Raw genomic sequence first — 16,218 nt, 5'->3', positions numbered from 1 at the left:
TTGTATCATAAAAAATGGCTAATGGAAACGAGAAACAGAGGAATTTATAGGAAAGTCAGTCTTTTGAGATTGTGGGTGATTTTTGTTATAATGAAGGTTATGAAATCTTATAATACCTTGAATGATTATTATCGAAAACTTTTTGGAGAAAAGACCTTTAAAGTCCCTATTGATGCGGGATTTGACTGTCCCAATCGTGATGGAACTGTGGCTCATGGAGGCTGTACTTTTTGTACGGTTTCAGGTTCTGGAGATGCTATCGTAGCACCGGATGCGCCTATCCGTGAGCAATTTTATAAGGAAATTGACTTTATGCATCGCAAGTGGCCAGACGTGCAGAAGTATCTGGTTTATTTTCAAAATTTTACCAATACCCATGAAAAGGTGGAAGTGATTCGGGAACGCTATGAGCAGGCTATCAACGAGCCAGGTGTAGTGGGAATTAATATCGGAACACGCCCTGACTGTTTACCAGACGAAACCATTGAATATTTGGCTGAATTGTCGGAGCGCATGCATGTGACGGTTGAATTGGGCTTGCAGACTACTTTTGAAACAACTTCTGATTTGATTAACCGTGCCCACTCTTATGAATTGTACGTGGAAACGGTCAAGCGTTTGAGAAAGTATCCCAAAATTGAGATTGTTTCTCATTTGATTAACGGACTTCCTGGTGAAACCCATGAGATGATGATTGAAAATGTCCGCCGCTGTGTCATGGACAACGATATTCAAGGGATTAAACTACACTTGCTCCATCTCATGACTAATACACGTATGCAACGAGATTACCACGAGGGACGTTTGCAGTTAATGAGTCAGTACGAATATGTAAAGGTTATCTGTGATCAATTGGAAATCATTCCCAAACATATTGTCATCCATCGAATCACAGGAGATGCACCTAGGGATATGCTGATTGGGCCTATGTGGAGCCTCAATAAATGGGAAGTTCTCAACAGCATTGAGATGGAGATGCGACGTCGTGGAAGCGTTCAAGGATGTAAGGCTGTAAAACAGGAGTTTAATAATGAAAAGACCACTTGAGATGGCACATGATTTTTTAGCTGAGGTTGTAACTCAGGACGATACCGTAGTGGATGCGACCATGGGAAATGGGCATGATACTCTTTTTCTAGCCAAGATAGCCAAGCAAGTCTATGCCTTTGATATTCAGGAGCAAGCCTTGGAAAAGACGCAAGAGCGTTTGGACCAGGCTGGAATGACAAATGCCCAGTTAATCTTGCAGGGCCATGAGACACTGGACCAGTTTGTGACAGAAGCCAAGGCAGGGATTTTTAATCTGGGCTATCTGCCGTCAGCTGATAAGTCTGTCATTACCCGACCTCAGACAACGATTGAAGCATTAGAAAAGCTGTGTGGTTTACTTGTCAAAGGTGGACGAATTGCCATTATGATTTACTATGGTCATGAAGGAGGAGACATCGAGAAAGATGCTGTCTTGGATTTTGTTAGCCAGTTGAACCAACAAGAGTACACAGCTACCATTTATCGAACCCTGAATCAAGTCAACACCCCACCATTTTTAGTGATGATTGAAAAATTAGAAAGATATAGACATGGATAAACAATACCTACGTGAAAAGCTGGATGCCATGCGCCAGAATTTTGTTGAATCAACCCACCACGAACGAGCAGTGGGTGTGCTAGACCAAGCGCATATGAGCAAAAAAATGCTTAAAATCAAGAAAAAATTAGTTGCTCTTGAAATGGAACGGTGCCAGAGAAAAATTGAGCACAAAGATTGTTCCAAGATTGACCAAAAAATCAAAGAGCAGAAGGAGATATTTGAATTCTGTTGTAAAAAAGACTAAGGAGGAAGTGCGTGGAATTACTGATTTACCTAATCCTATTTTTACTGGTCTTGATTGTCTCAAGTACAACCAATAAGCTTCTGCCCTTTTTGCCTCTCCCTTTGGTGCAAATTCTTTTGGGAATTGTGATTGGTCTCTTTTTACCTAATACCGACTTTCACCTCAATACGGAGTTGTTTTTGGCCCTGGTTATCGGGCCCTTGCTTTTCCGAGAGTCGGAAGAAGCGGATATTACAGCTATTTTAAAACACTGGCGAATTATTGTTTATCTCATATTTCCAGTGATTTTTATCTCGACTCTGAGTTTGGGTGGCTTGGCCCATCTTCTTTGGCTTAGCCTTCCCTTGGTGGCTTGCTTGGCTGTTGGGGCAGCCCTTGGGCCTACGGACTTGGTGGCTTTTGCTTCTCTTTCGGAGCGCTTTAGCTTTCCTAAGCGCGTGTCCAATATCCTTAAGGGTGAAGGACTCTTGAATGATGCTTCTGGTTTGGTGACCTTTCAGGTAGCCTTGACAGCTTGGACAACAGGAGCCTTTTCCCTTGGGCAAGCTAGTAGTTCGCTTATCTTTTCAATCCTAGGCGGTTTTTTAGTTGGCTTTTTAACAGCTATGACCAACCGTTTCCTCCATACCTTCTTGCTGAGTGTGCGAGCAACGGATATTGCCAGCGAACTTTTATTAGAATTGAGTTTGCCTCTGGTGACCTTCTTCCTGGCAGAAGAAGTCCATGTTTCAGGAATTATTGCCGTGGTGGTTGCTGGGATTTTAAAGGCAAGCCGTTTTAAGAAAATTACTCTCCTTGAAGCCCAAGTGGATACGGTGACTGAGACGGTCTGGCATACAGTGAACTTTATGCTCAACGGTTCTGTCTTTGTGATTTTAGGGATGGAGTTGGAAATGATAGCAGAACCTATCTTGATCAATCCAATCTATAATCCTCTACTCTTACTAGTATCTCTTTTAGCCCTTACCTTTGTCCTCTTTGCCATTCGTTTTGTCATGATCTATGGCTATTTTGCCTATAGGACTAGACGACTCAAGAAAAAGCTAAATAAGTATATAAAGGATATGCTTCTCCTGACCTTCTCAGGTGTTAAGGGAACCGTGTCGATTGCTACGATTCTTTTGATACCAAGTAATCTAGAGCAGGAGTATCCTCTCTTACTTTTCCTCGTTGCAGGTGTGACGCTGGTAAGCTTTTTAACAGGTCTCTTAATCCTGCCTCATCTTTCTGATGAACAAGAAGAAAGTAAGGACCATCTCATGCATATTGCTATTTTGAATGAAGTAACGATAGAGTTGGAAAAAGAGTTGGAAGACACTAGAAATAAACTCCCTCTCTATGCAGCTATTGACAATTACCATGGACGAATAGAGAACCTTATCCTGAACCAAGAAAATAAGGGTGAGCAAGAAGACTGGGAGGCCTTGAAACTTCTCATCCTCAGTATTGAAAGTGATGGTTTAGAACAAGCCTACGAAGAAGGCAAGATGAGTGAGCGTGCCTATCGAGTCTACCAACGTTATCTGAAAAACATGGAACAAAGCATCAATCGCAAGTTTGCTTCACGATTGACCTATTATTTCCTTGTTTCCTTGCGGATTTTGCGTTTTCTACTTCACGAAGTCTTTACCTTTGGCAAGACCTTCCGTAGTTGGAAAAATGAAGAATCACAGAAACTCAGAGCCCTTGACTATGACCAAATTGCAGAGCTCTATCTAGAAAATACAGAAATGATTATCGAAAGTTTGGAAAACCTAAAAGGGGTTTATAAGAGTTCTTTGATCAGCTTCATGCAGGATTCTCGTCTCCGAGAAACAGCTATTATCACCAGTGGTGCCTTTGTCGAACGGGTTATCAACCGTGTCAAACCCAACAATATCGATGAAATGCTTAGAGGCTATTATCTGGAGCGCAAGTTGATTTTTGAATATGAAGAAAAACGATTGATTACGACCAAGTATGCTAAGAAGTTACGACAAAATGTCAATAACTTAGAGAACTATTCTCTGAAGGAAGCTGCCAATACTCTGCCTTATGATATGGTGGAATTGGTAAGAAGAAATTAATCAAGATTGTAAATAAAGGAGTATGATATGAAGAAGTGGTGGAAAGAGCTGATAGACAAGCCTTTATTAAAAGCATTTTTGCATTATTATCAAGTATCAGATAGTGAGTTTACCAGTGTCGCAGTAGCCTACTATTGGTTGATTTCGATTTTTCCATTGCTTTTGGTGGTAGTCAATATCCTCCCCTATTTTCAGATTCCAGTTTCCAATTTTTTAAAGGTTGTCAATGAATTCTTGCCCGATACTATGTATGATGTGGTGGCAAAGATTATCACAGAAGTGTTGACCCAACCTTCAACGGGTTTATTGAGTTTTGCGGTTTTGTCAGCCCTATGGACCTTTTCAAAATCCATGAATTTCCTACAGAAAGCTTTTAATAAAGCCTACGGAGTTGCTAAAAATCGTGGAATGATTTCCCGTCAGCTCATGAGTTTGTTTGTCAGTTTTGGCTTGCAGATTCTCTTCGCCTTAGCTCTGTTTTTGAGTGTCTTTGGCCGCATGCTTCTCAACCTTATCAAGAATCACTGGAAATCGGATAGTCCTATCTTTGATTATCTGCAAGATCTAACAGGCCCCTTGATCTATGCCTTGATTTTCGCTATCTTGGTCATGCTTTATTATTTCCTGCCTAATGTTACGGTTCGACGAATTCGCTATGTGTTGCCAGGTAGTGCCTTTGTCTTGTTGACTCTGGTCTTACTGCTCAATATCTTTTCAGTATATATCAATAATTATGTCAATCACCTAGTGGACGTGCGTTTTTTCAGTTCCGTCGTCGTGGTGGTCATGATGTTCTGGTTTATTCTCATTGCTAAGATTTTGATTGTCGGTGCGGTTATCAATGCCAGTGTGCAGAGTTTGAAAGATCCGAGCTTTAGAATAAATTAATTCATTTTTTATCCATAACAAAACGCATAATATGAAAATTCCACGAGGTCAACTATAGTCAGAAAGCTGAACAACAAGCCAAAACGCCCCAAAAAGGCGGCAAAAAGCAAGCACCTGCAAACAACGTGCCGAAATGATCAAATCCTGATTATATCAACGAATTAGACCCAAAAATCGTTGATATGCTAGTAGAATTTCACAAGTCACAATGCACTTTGGAAACTCCCGAGGCGCAAGCAGAAATCGCCCAAAAACGTGAAGAAATCGAGCAAAGGAGAGCTGAGCTTGAGGATAAAAAACAAGAGCTTTTGAACCGCTTGAACAAATAGAGTTTCGCAAGTATTATGCTTACAAATTACTTGAGCAATTAACTAAAATATAAACCCTGCCTTTATATCTAGGCAGGGTTTATATTTTAGAAATTCACGTAGCTTGTTTCGGTTTTTACATACCCAGTATAATCTGAGTTTCTATAGTATTCAGTGATAAACTTCCATTTTCTTTGAGAAAGATGGATATAAGTACTTTTTATGTAGTATGGATATGGGCTTTGTGAATCCAAGTAAGACTGATAAGCTTGTATACCAAAATATGCTCCACCAATTATGCCACTCCATGGCCCCCCAATATAGAACCTATAAAGCCAAACATCGCGGTTATTCCAGAATCAATCATGAAGTGAGCGAATGTGTTGGCTTGTTTATTCCCATGTATTGTGTTGACGTAATTCCAAACATTAGGATCGTATGATCTAAAAGATATATTTAGATCGAGTTCATTCTTTTGATAAGCCATATAAAATGACCCATTGATATAGACGCCATCAGCACCTCGTTCAATAGTGTCTACACTTCCATTTGGATTGAGCACCTCAAGAATTTCATCACTTAAAATATTTACTTGCGTATCTCCGAACCGCACTGATGAGCCATTCTCAAACTGAGCCTCACCAGATACAACTTTAGAGTTTGCCGATAAGCTATCATCAGCAAAAACAACAAGCGACGGGGAAATGCTAGACATACAGAAAACAGACATAACTAGCAAACACATGCATTTAGACATCTTAGACATAACGGAAACTCCTTTGTATTTTTGATTTTTTTCAACTTTTGTTATACAATAAAACCAAATAAAAAGAAAGCGGTAACAATATGCTTAATGTGAAAATTTTTTATATATTTTTATTTTTGATCGTTGTCGAAACTACAGGCTTGTTGTTGTTGAAAAACGGTCTTGAAAGAGGTTATTTAGATACAGGAGCTATCATCCTTGCAGTTTTTTCATTTGCTTTCTACAACCTATGTTCATTCGGTTGGGTCTACTTTACAATAAAAAACCATAAAAAATAAATAGACGTATTTTCAAAAAAAGATTGCATATTTATATCAGTAAAACGACGATTTAAATCGTCGTTTTTTTGTATAACTCCCCCTGAAATTTATTTTAATTATGCAAATTTCACGTATTTTTGGTGCTGAGACAACGATTCTGAGAGCTTTTTAGACTTTTTTGCGACTGTCTATCATTAGAAAAGCTTAGAGCACCAAAGGATAATACCTGATAATATGCGTTTTTTTGATTATGAAATTTAATAGATAAACATGGCATCGCCAAAACTGAAGAAGCGGTAGTGTTCTTGGATAGCATGGTGATAAGCATCTAAGACTAATTCACGACCGGCAAAGGCAGAAACCAACATGACCAGAGTTGATTTTGGCAGGTGGAAGTTGGTTGAAAAGGCATCAACAACTTTCCATTCGTAACCAGGTTTGATAAAGATATTGGTCCAGCCAGAATCTGCCTGAATTTGCCCATCAAACTTGGAACCGATAGTCTCCAGTGTGCGGATAGAAGTGGTTCCGACAGCAATGACGCGACCACCATTTTCCTTAACAGAGCGAAGGGTGGCAGCTGCTTCCTCAGAAAGCTGGTAGAATTCTGAGTGCATTTCATGTTCATCCAGATTATCCACAGAAACAGGTCTAAAGGTTCCGAGTCCGACATGAAGAGTCAAATAGACCAGATGAACACCCTTGGCTTGGATTTCTGCCAGCAATTCTTTAGTGAAGTGTAGTCCAGCAGTTGGTGCAGCAGCAGAACCGCTTTCTTTGGCGTAGACCGTTTGATAGCGTTCACGGTCATCCAATTTTTCATGGATATAAGGTGGTAGTGGCATTTCACCCAGACTTTCCAATACTTCTAGGAAAATTCCTTGGTATTCAAAGCGGACAATACGGCCTCCGTGTGTTAGTTCTTCTGTAACGACAGCGCTGAGACGGCCATCACCAAAGCTGACACGAGTTCCGACCTTGAGGCGTTTGGCAGGTTTTGCTAGTACTTCCCACTCATCTCCAGCAGTGTTTTTGAGCAGGAGAAGTTCCACATGGCCTCCAGTTTCTTCTTTTTGACCATAGAGGCGGGCTGGGAGAACACGGGTGTCGTTCATGACAAGGGCATCACCAGGTTCCAGCATATCAATAATAGAGTGGAAGTGTTTATCCTGCATTTCTCCTGTCTTACGGTTGACGATGAGGAGTTTAGAGGCATCTCGTTTTTCAAGGGGCGTTTGGGCAATCAATTCCTCAGGCAAGTGGAAATCAAAATCAGCTGTATTCATATATCTGTTCATTCTTTCTAAGTTCTAATCCTATCCATTATAACATGTTTCAAGTTTGGACGCTCTTTTTTAGAAATTAAATCGTTTTCACTTGACAAAAATTGGTCTATACCATATAATAAATATAGATTAAAACGGAGGATGAAAAGATGAAAGTTATTAAAGTTGAAAACCAAATCGAAGGTGGAAAAGTTGCTTTTGAGATTTTGAAGGAAAAATTGGCCAATGGAGCTCAAACCCTAGGACTTGCGACAGGAAGTAGCCCACTTGAATTTTACAAGGAAATTGTTGAGAGTGACCTTGATTTTTCAAATCTAACTAGTGTGAACCTTGATGAGTATGTAGGACTTGATGGGGACAATCCACAGTCTTATCGTTACTTCATGCAAGAAAACTTGTTTAACCAAAAACCATTTAAAGAAAGTTTCTTGCCTCGTGGGGTTAAGGACGATGCTGAAGCTGAAGTTGAACGCTACAACCAAATTTTGGCTGACCATCCAGTTGACCTCCAAATCTTGGGAATTGGTCGCAATGGACACATCGGATTTAATGAACCTGGTACTCTATTTGACAGTCAAACGCATCTAGTAGAACTTGACCAGTCTACTATTGAAGCCAATGCGCGCTTCTTTGACAAGATTGAAGACGTCCCAACCCAAGCCATTTCAATGGGGATTAAAAATATCTTGGATGCCAAGTCAATTCTTCTCTTTGCTTACGGTGAATCGAAAGCAGAAGCCATTGCTGGAACAGTGTCTGGCCCAGTGACTGAGAGTCTACCAGCAAGTAGCCTACAAAATCATCCAGATGTGACCATCATCGCAGACGCTGAAGCGCTTAGCTTACTTGAAAAATAAAAAAGTGAGATCCTTCAGTATCTTTTATTGAGTGCTTTCAAGACTTGCATAAATGGAAGAAAAAATCAAAATTAAACCGCATTTTTTCTTGACAATTATTCCTTTTACGTGTAAAATAGAATAGATCTTGAACTTGAAGGGAGTGAAAAAAATGTCTAAAACAGTAGTACGTAAGAATGAATCTCTTGACGACGCACTTCGTCGTTTCAAACGTGCGGTTACTAAAGCTGGTACTCTTCAAGAAACACGCAAACGTGAATTCTATGAAAAACCTTCTGTAAAACGTAAACGTAAATCAGAAGCAGCTCGTAAACGTAAAAAATTCTAATTGAAATGAAAGGCTAGAGAAATCTAGTCCTTTTTCTTTTAAATAAATACTCCAAAGCCTGCAAAAATCTGAAACTTCCTCCCACAATTTGATATAATAGAGGGAAGAACTCATTTGAAGGAGGAAATGATGTCGGTTTTAGTAAAAGAAGTGATTGAAAAGCTTAGACTAGACATTGTCTATGGCGAACCAGAATTACTTGAAAAGGAAATCAATACAGCGGATATTACGCGACCTGGTCTTGAAATGACAGGTTATTTTGACTACTACACACCAGAGCGGATCCAGCTCTTGGGGATGAAGGAGTGGTCCTATCTTGTTTCGATGTCTTCTCACAACCGTTACCAAGTTTTAAAAAAAATGTTTCTACCTGAAACACCTGCGGTCATTGTTGCTCGTGGTTTGGTGGTTCCAGAGGAGATGTTAAAGGCTGCTAGAGAATGTAAGATTGCTATTTTAACCAGCCGTACAGCTACCAGTCGTTTGTCTGGAGAATTATCTAGCTATCTGGATTCTCGTTTGGCGGAACGCACCAGTGTTCACGGTGTCTTGATGGATATCTATGGGATGGGTGTCTTGATTCAAGGAGATAGTGGTATCGGTAAGAGTGAAACAGGTCTTGAGCTTGTCAAACGTGGGCATCGCTTGGTAGCAGATGATCGGGTAGATATTTATTCTAAGGATGAATTAACTCTTTGGGGAGAGCCTGCTGAAATCTTGAAACACTTGATTGAAATTCGTGGGGTTGGGATTATCGATGTCATGAGCCTCTACGGTGCGAGTGCGGTAAAAGATTCTTCACAAGTTCAGTTGGCTGTCTACTTGGAAAATTACGATACGCATAAGACCTTTGATCGACTTGGAAATAATGCAGAGGAATTAGAAATTTCTGGCGTAGCCATTCCTCGTATCCGCATCCCAGTTAAAACAGGTCGTAATATCTCTGTCGTGATTGAGGCTGCTGCCATGAATTATCGTGCTAAGGAAATGGGCTTTGATGCGACGCGTTTGTTCGAAGAACGCTTGACAAATCTTATTGCTCAAAACGAGGTGCCTAATGCTTGATCCAATTGCTATTCATCTAGGACCTCTAGCCATTCGTTGGTATGCCTTATGTATTGTGACAGGTTTGATTCTTGCGGTTTATTTGACCATGAAAGAAGCGCCTAGAAAGAAGATCATACCAGACGATATTTTAGATTTTATCTTGGTAGCTTTTCCTCTGGCTATTTTAGGAGCTCGTCTCTACTATGTCATTTTCCGTTTTGATTACTATAGTCAGAATTTGGGAGAAATTTTTGCCATTTGGAATGGTGGTTTGGCAATTTACGGTGGTTTGATAACTGGTTCCCTTGTACTCTATATTTTTGCTGATCGTAAACTCATCAATACTTGGGATTTTCTAGACATTGCAGCACCTAGTGTCATGATTGCCCAAAGTTTGGGGCGCTGGGGCAATTTCTTTAATCAAGAAGCTTATGGTGCAGCAGTGGATAATTTGGATTATCTACCTGCCTTTATCCGTGACCAGATGTATATTGAGGGTAGCTACCGTCAGCCGACCTTTCTTTATGAGTCTCTATGGAATCTGCTTGGCTTTGCCTTGATTTTGATATTCAGACGAAAATGGAAGAGCCTCAGACGAGGCCATATTACTGCTTTCTACTTGATTTGGTATGGTTTCGGTCGTATGGTCATCGAAGGCATGCGAACAGATAGTCTCATGTTCTTTGGACTTCGAGTGTCTCAATGGCTATCAGTTGTCCTTATCGGACTGGGTATTTTTATCATTCTATATCAAAATCGAAAGAAGGCCCCTTACTATGTTACAGAGGAGGAAAACTAAATGTTAGAAGTTGCATATATTCTTGTAGCCCTTGCTTTGATTGTATTTTTGGTTTATCTGATTATCACTGTACAAAAGCTTGGACGTGTGATCGATGAAACAGAGAAGACGATTAAAACCTTAACTTCAGATGTGGATGTGACCTTGCACCATACCAATGAGTTATTGGCTAAGGTCAATGTCTTGGCAGATGATATCAATGTCAAGGTGGCAACAATTGATCCACTCTTTAGTGCTGTTGCAGATTTATCTCTATCTGTTTCAGATCTCAATGACCATGCGCGTGTCTTGAGCAAGAAAGCTTCATCAGCTGGTTCAAAAACCATTAAGACTGGTGCAAGTTTGTCAGCTCTTCGTCTTGCAAGTAAATTTTTCAAAAAATAAAAAAGGAGAATCCTTATGGGTAAACTATCCTCAATCCTTTTAGGAACCGTTTCAGGTGCAGCTCTTGCCTTGTTTTTAACAAGCGACAAGGGCAAACAAGTTTGCAGTCAAGCTCAAGATTTTCTAGATGATTTGAGAGAAGATCCTGAATATGCTAAAGAGCAGGTCTGTGAAAAACTGACAGAAGTTAAGGAACAAGCTACAGATTTTGTTCTTAAAACCAAAGAACAGGTTGAGTCAGGTGAAATCACTGTGGACAGTGTCCTTGCTCAAGCTAAATCATGTGCTCGTCAAGCGACAGAAGCATCAAAAGATCGATTCAATAATCTCAAGGAGCAGTGGCAAGAAAAGTCCGATAGTCTTGATGAATCAGAAGAGATTGTGATTGATATCGAAGAAGAAAAAATCAAAATTTGACGAGAATGAGCGAAAACTCAATTCTAGGAGAAAATGAAGCACATTTTCCCACAATCAAACGCATAGTATCAAGGATTGTAATTGCCTGATATTATGCGTTTTTTATGATTTTTAAGACTTTTTGATAAACCTTTTTTAAAACACATGAGTGTTATGATTTTTTATGGTATAATGGCAGTGTTAGAAGTGAAATATTTACATTTTTTTATATTTTACTGATATTTTAGTAATATTAAGCAATCAATTTTCTATGATTAGAAATCAATGTGGTAGCTTATGATCAGGTAGAGGAAAAGCTCTAAAATTTTAGTCAAGAAACGATTTAGTATTCTGTCAAGGGAAAATATTAGAACCCTCTATTTTGTAAAAAATAGTTAGAAAGAAAGTTAGTAAAATGAAAGACATTTTTAATAAACGTCAACGCTTTTCAATTCGAAAGTTTTCGGTTGGAGTGGCTTCTGTATTAATAGGAATTACCTTGTTTACACCATCCCAGGGAGTACTGGCTTCTACGGAAAATAATTTGGCAACAGAGATAGGGGCTAATTCTGAAAGGGCAAATTCGACCCCTATTGTAGAGAAAAAAGAAGAGAATCAAAATTCACCAGAGAATCAAGATGCTATCCCCAGTCCAGTCCCAAAAGATACTCCAATAATATCTACAAGAACTACAGAACTTGAGACATCTGGGGATAAAGAAAATAATAGCTTGACCACAAGGGCTTCCGTGGCAGGTGAAGACAGATCAAGCACTCCAGCGGTGAGAGCAGCATCAAATCCTTCCGAGATTAAAAAATATGAATTGACTAAGGAAGATGCTAAAAAAATCAAAGCAGGAGTAATCGGTTCAGAAGGTAATAAGCTTGACAGTTTGTTATTAAACGGCCCTGAGTTAAGTCCAGAAGCTTATACAGATGATGATTTCTTGAAGGATAAAGAAGAACTTTATATTTATGAAAAAGGCGGGAAAAAGTATGTAGGCTATAATAGTCATCCCTTATTAGAAGATACTGATGGTGATGGTATTATTGACAGTAAAGAAAAGCCAGATGAAAAATTAAAATGGAATGTCAGTGAGCGCGATATGATTATGTTCATGGAATTGTCCTACCGTGATGATAATTATATTGATAGAGTGCTGAATCATAAGAAACCCTTAACAGAGTCAGAGTTATATAAAAAGAATGATGACAGTAGACCACGTTATGAGTATATGATGATGAATAAGGAATTGGGGCCTTATTGGGAAAGGAAAAAAAGTTACCATACCTCCAGTGGACTAGATGCTGTCTTGTATGAAACTAAGAGTGATTTCTCATATTTACCAAATGGAAGTGCACAAGTATTAGCCTTTCGTGGAACAAGTGATGCCAAAGATATAGGAACTGATATAACACTTGGATTAGGAAGCAATCCTCAACAAGGGATTGATGCAGAAAATATCATGCGTGAACTGGCTAAAGATAAGAGCATTACCAATCTATATTTGACAGGACACTCTTTAGGAGGATATTTAGTACAACGGGCAATGGTTGAAGCCTATCAGTTGGCATATTCTGACAGCAGAGTCATGTCTTCTAAAGAACAGCGGGCTTATAGAAACTTTTATAATAATGTCTTAAAAAAAGGAACAACCTTTAATGCCCCAAAAGTGAGGACAAGTTATTTCTCATCATCTGAATTTTGGCAAAAAGGATTAGACAGTAAAAACATAGCTAAGTCTGGAAAAATGACACATTATATAGTTAATAATGATTCTACTATAGGAAAAAGTGTCAGTAATGATAGTGATGTTGTCATAAATGTTGGGGATACAAAAGGAGGTCATAGTTCACGTTCTTATTTTGAAGCCGATATGATTAATAGACGATCAGAGTTCATGTCTGGGAAACGAATTTCCTTAGATGGGACAGGTTATCAAGATAAAAAAATGACAACAGCTAAATCTGTAGAAAAAGTTGGAGAAACTGTTGTATATAGTAAACGTGGAGATGACATCATTAAGTCAACAACTGTTAGTATCAAAGATCCCGATACAGGGCAGATTACTAAAAATACACTTGATGAAGTGTTCAAGAAAGATGGTGCCAAATCAACAGTTGTGGTTACGTCAATCGAGACAAGTGTTCGTTATGAAAAAGACGCTACGAGAGCCAAAGGTGGGGCAAATGTAACAGAAGCTGGTACTCCAGGCACTAGAACAGTAACTACAACCTACACAGTCAATCCGACAGATGGTAGCCTTGTTTCGCATGAAGAACCGGCAGTAGTAGTCCCATCAAAACCGACAGTGGTCAAAGTCCCAGCTAAGGATGAGGTTACATACCTCAAAGAAGGCGATGATGTGGTTAAGAAGATAACCACTTACATGGTCAATGCCAGTACAGGAGCTCTTACTCCAATAGAGAAAAAGGAAATCTTCAAACAAAATGGTGCCAAGGCTAAGGTTGTTGTTACGCCATTACAGCCAAGTGTTCGTTATGAAAAAGACGCTACGAGAGCTAAGGGCGGAAAAAATGTAACAACAGCTGGTAATTCAGGCACTAGAACAGTCACTACAACTTATACTGTTAACCCTGCAGACGGTAGCCTCATTCCGCATGAGGGCAAACCCGTCATCAAACAGTCAACTCCTACGGTGGTCAAAGTTCCAGCCAAAGATGAGGTTGAGTACCTCAAAGACGGTGATGATGTTGTTAAGAAGACAACCACTTACGCGGTCAATGCAAGTACAGGAGCTCTTACTCCAACAGTAAGGAAAGATGTTGCCAATCCAAAAGGTGCCAAATCTAAAATTGTGGTTACACCACTTAAGCCAAATGTTCGTTATGAAAAAGACGCCACAAGAGCCAAAGGTGAAGCAAAAATCACAGTAGCTGGTACTTCAGGTACAAGAACAGTAACTACCACCTACACGGTTAATCCTACAGATGGTAGCCTTATTCCACATGAAGGAAAACCCGTCATCAAACAGTCAACTCCTACGGTGGTCAAAGTTCCAGCCAAAGATGAGATTGAATACCTCAAAGAAGGCGATAATGTTGTTAAGAAGACAACCACTTATGCGGTCAATGCCAGTACAGGTGCTCTTACTCCAACAGTAAGGAAAGACGTTGCCAATCCAAAAGGTGCCAAATCTAAAGTTGTGGTTACACCACTTAAGCCAAGTGTTCGTTATGAAAAAGACGCTACAAGACCCAAAGGTGAAGCTAATGTAACAACAGCTGGTACTTCAGGTACAAGAACAGTAACTACCACCTACACGGTTAATCCTACAGATGGTAGCCTTATTCCACATGAAGGAAAACCAGTTATCAAATCGTCAACTCCTACGGTGGTCAAAGTTCCAGCCAAAGATGAGGTTGAATACCTCAAAGAAGGCGATGACGTTGTTAAGAAGACTACAAGTTACCAAGTCAATGCGAGTACAGGTACCCTTACTTCAATAGAGAAAAAGGAAGTGTTCAAGCAAGATGGTGCCAAATCAACAGTTGTGGTTACACCACTTGAGCCAATTGTTCGTTATGAAAAAGACGCCACAAGAGCCAAAGGTGAAGCTAATGTAACAACAGCTGGTACTCCAGGGACAAGTACAGTAACTACAACCTATACTGTTAATCCTACAGATGGTAGCCTTGTTCCGCATGAAGAACCAGCAGTGGTAGTCCCATCAAAACCGACAGTGGTCAAAGTGCCAGCTAAAGATGAGGTTGAATACCTAAAAGACGGCGATGACGTTGTTAAGAAGACTACAACTTACGAAGTGAATGCAAGCACAGGTGCTCTTATTCCAACAGTAAGGAAAGACATTGCTAGTCCAAATGGCACGAAAGCTACAGTAGTGGTTACACCACTTGAGCCAAGTATCCGTTATGAAAAAGACGCCACAAGAGCTAAAGGTGAAGCTAATGTAACAACAGCTGGTACTCCAGGGACAAGTACAGTAACTACAACCTATACTGTTAATCCGACAGATGGTAGCCTCGTTCCGCATGAAGAACCAGCAGTGGTAGTCCCATCAAAACCGACAGTGGTCAAGGTGCCAGCTCAAGATGAGGTTGAATACCTCAAAGACGGCGACGACATTGTTAAGAAAACAACAACTTACGCGGTTAATGCAAGTACAGGTGGTCTTACTCCAACAGAGAAAAAGGAAGTGTTCAAGCGAAATGGTGCCAAATCAACAGTTGCCGTTACGTCACTTAAGCCAAGTGTTCGTTATGAGAAAGATGCCACAAGAGCTAGAGGTGGAGAAAATGTAACAATAGCTGGTACTCCTGGTACCAGAACAGTAACCATCACCTACACGGTTAACCCTACAAATGGTAGACTTATTCCGCATGAAGAACCGGCAGTAGTAGTCCCAGCAAAACCGACAGTGATCAAGGTCCCAGCTAAGGATGAGGTTGAATACCTCAAAGAGGGTGATAATGTTGTTAAGAAGACAACCAGCTACCAAGTCAATGCAAGCACGGGCTCCCTAACTCCAACAGAGACAACAGAAATCTTCAAGAGAAACGGTGCCAAATCTACAGTTGTTGTTACCCCACTTGAGCCAAGTGTCCGTTATGAGAAAGATGCCACGAGAGCTAAAGGTGAAGCTAATGTAACAACAGCTGGTACCCCAGGAACAAGTACAGTAACTACCACCTACACAGTTAATCCTACAGATGGCAGTCTTGTTCCGCATGAAGAACCGGCAGTGGTAGTTCCTTCGACTCCTACAGTGGTCAAGGTCCCAGCTAAGGATGAGGTTGAATACCTTAAAGATGGTGATGACGTTGTTAAGAAGACAACCACTTACGAAGTCAATGCAAGTACAGGTATCCTTACTCCAGCAGAGAAAAAGGAAGTGTTCAAACAAGATGGTTCCAAAACTACAGTTGTGGTTACACCACTTGAGCCAAGTGTTCGTTATGAAAAAGACGCCACAAGAGCTAAAGGTGGAGCTAATGTAACAGCAGCTGGTACTTCAGG

General features: G+C 40.1%; 13 protein-coding genes and 2 pseudogenes. 13 read left to right on the top strand and 2 right to left on the bottom strand.

What is annotated here, in order from left to right; all coding sequences use genetic code 11:
• Positions 1-90: 90 nt before the first annotated feature.
• The 6 genes from HT731_RS01840 (at position 91) to HT731_RS01815 (ending at position 5,118) form a co-directional block, all read left to right on the top strand.
• A complete protein-coding gene (locus HT731_RS01840) occupies positions 91-1,047 on the top strand; it encodes a TIGR01212 family radical SAM protein (protein WP_061759477.1) in 957 nt (318 codons plus the stop codon).
• Positions 1,031-1,588 carry a class I SAM-dependent methyltransferase gene (locus HT731_RS01835; RefSeq protein ID WP_061759478.1) on the top strand — a complete coding sequence of 186 codons (558 nt, stop codon included), beginning with the start codon at positions 1,031-1,033 and terminating at the stop codon, positions 1,586-1,588. Before HT731_RS01840 ends, HT731_RS01835 begins: the two co-directional genes overlap by 17 nt.
• Positions 1,581-1,835, top strand: coding sequence for a hypothetical protein (locus tag HT731_RS01830; protein WP_000361084.1), 255 nt, complete (start codon positions 1,581-1,583; stop codon positions 1,833-1,835). Before HT731_RS01835 ends, HT731_RS01830 begins: the two co-directional genes overlap by 8 nt.
• A gap of 11 nt (positions 1,836-1,846) precedes the next feature.
• Positions 1,847-3,901: a cation:proton antiporter gene (locus HT731_RS01825; protein ID WP_173267343.1), complete on the top strand. Its 2,055-nt coding sequence runs from the start codon at positions 1,847-1,849 to the stop codon at positions 3,899-3,901.
• Between the two features lie 27 nt (positions 3,902-3,928).
• Positions 3,929-4,789: a YihY/virulence factor BrkB family protein gene (locus HT731_RS01820; RefSeq protein WP_061759480.1), complete on the top strand. Its 861-nt coding sequence runs from the start codon at positions 3,929-3,931 to the stop codon at positions 4,787-4,789.
• Positions 4,790-4,971: 182 nt separating this feature from the next.
• Positions 4,972-5,118 (top strand): hypothetical protein, encoded by a 147-nt coding sequence (locus HT731_RS01815; RefSeq protein ID WP_128969950.1) that lies wholly within the window; start codon positions 4,972-4,974, stop codon positions 5,116-5,118.
• A gap of 86 nt (positions 5,119-5,204) precedes the next feature.
• Here HT731_RS01815 and HT731_RS01810 read toward each other — a convergent pair.
• Together HT731_RS01810 and queA are read right to left on the bottom strand one after the other, a co-directional pair.
• A pseudogene (locus tag HT731_RS01810) lies at positions 5,205-5,812 on the bottom strand (hypothetical protein).
• 568 nt (positions 5,813-6,380) lie between these two features.
• On the bottom strand, positions 6,381-7,409 hold the full coding sequence (gene queA, locus HT731_RS01805; RefSeq protein ID WP_061759481.1) for a tRNA preQ1(34) S-adenosylmethionine ribosyltransferase-isomerase QueA: 1,029 nt from the start codon (positions 7,407-7,409) through the stop codon (positions 6,381-6,383).
• 149 nt (positions 7,410-7,558) lie between these two features.
• On the opposite strand from queA, the gene HT731_RS01800 reads away from it, so the two are divergent.
• The 7 genes and pseudogenes from HT731_RS01800 to HT731_RS01770 all read left to right on the top strand — a co-directional run.
• Complete coding sequence (locus HT731_RS01800; RefSeq protein ID WP_173277429.1) at positions 7,559-8,266, top strand: glucosamine-6-phosphate deaminase; 708 nt, start codon at positions 7,559-7,561, stop codon at positions 8,264-8,266.
• Positions 8,267-8,417: 151 nt separating this feature from the next.
• Positions 8,418-8,594 (top strand): 30S ribosomal protein S21, encoded by a 177-nt coding sequence (gene rpsU, locus HT731_RS01795; protein ID WP_000048054.1) that lies wholly within the window; start codon positions 8,418-8,420, stop codon positions 8,592-8,594.
• A gap of 129 nt (positions 8,595-8,723) precedes the next feature.
• Complete coding sequence (gene hprK / locus HT731_RS01790; protein WP_173277474.1) at positions 8,724-9,659, top strand: HPr(Ser) kinase/phosphatase; 936 nt, start codon at positions 8,724-8,726, stop codon at positions 9,657-9,659.
• Positions 9,652-10,440: a prolipoprotein diacylglyceryl transferase gene (gene lgt / locus HT731_RS01785; RefSeq protein ID WP_173277427.1), complete on the top strand. Its 789-nt coding sequence runs from the start codon at positions 9,652-9,654 to the stop codon at positions 10,438-10,440. The genes hprK and lgt overlap by 8 nt, the downstream gene beginning before the upstream one ends.
• Positions 10,441-10,867 (top strand): annotated as a pseudogene (locus HT731_RS01780) (DUF948 domain-containing protein).
• Complete coding sequence (locus HT731_RS01775) at positions 10,840-11,241, top strand: YtxH domain-containing protein (RefSeq protein WP_173277425.1); 402 nt, start codon at positions 10,840-10,842, stop codon at positions 11,239-11,241. The pseudogene HT731_RS01780 and the gene HT731_RS01775 overlap by 28 nt, the downstream one beginning before the upstream one ends.
• A gap of 394 nt (positions 11,242-11,635) precedes the next feature.
• On the top strand, positions 11,636-16,218 hold a 4,583-nt coding region (locus tag HT731_RS01770), incomplete at its 3' end, for a G5 domain-containing protein (RefSeq protein WP_173277423.1).

This window comes from Streptococcus sp. k-163 (assembly GCF_013277555.1).
Taxonomy (GTDB): Bacteria; Bacillota; Bacilli; order Lactobacillales; family Streptococcaceae; genus Streptococcus.
Note: the sequence above shows the minus strand (reverse complement) of the source record. Positions and strands in the feature narration are given on the sequence as shown.

Excerpts from the sequence above, each read along its gene's own strand:
- HT731_RS01800 (WP_173277429.1), top strand. The coding sequence starts at position 7,559 with ATGAAAGTTATTAAAGTTGAAAACCAAATCGAAGGTGGAAAAGTTGCT.
- hprK (WP_173277474.1), top strand. The coding sequence starts at position 8,724 with ATGTCGGTTTTAGTAAAAGAAGTGATTGAAAAGCTTAGACTAGACATT.
- HT731_RS01835 (WP_061759478.1), top strand. The coding sequence starts at position 1,031 with ATGAAAAGACCACTTGAGATGGCACATGATTTTTTAGCTGAGGTTGTA.
- HT731_RS01830 (WP_000361084.1), top strand. The coding sequence starts at position 1,581 with ATGGATAAACAATACCTACGTGAAAAGCTGGATGCCATGCGCCAGAAT.
- HT731_RS01775 (WP_173277425.1), top strand. The coding sequence starts at position 10,840 with ATGGGTAAACTATCCTCAATCCTTTTAGGAACCGTTTCAGGTGCAGCT.
- queA (WP_061759481.1), bottom strand. The coding sequence starts at position 7,409 with ATGAATACAGCTGATTTTGATTTCCACTTGCCTGAGGAATTGATTGCC.
- HT731_RS01820 (WP_061759480.1), top strand. The coding sequence starts at position 3,929 with ATGAAGAAGTGGTGGAAAGAGCTGATAGACAAGCCTTTATTAAAAGCA.
- HT731_RS01840 (WP_061759477.1), top strand. The coding sequence starts at position 91 with ATGAAGGTTATGAAATCTTATAATACCTTGAATGATTATTATCGAAAA.
- rpsU (WP_000048054.1), top strand. The coding sequence starts at position 8,418 with ATGTCTAAAACAGTAGTACGTAAGAATGAATCTCTTGACGACGCACTT.
- lgt (WP_173277427.1), top strand. The coding sequence starts at position 9,652 with ATGCTTGATCCAATTGCTATTCATCTAGGACCTCTAGCCATTCGTTGG.
- HT731_RS01815 (WP_128969950.1), top strand. The coding sequence starts at position 4,972 with ATGCTAGTAGAATTTCACAAGTCACAATGCACTTTGGAAACTCCCGAG.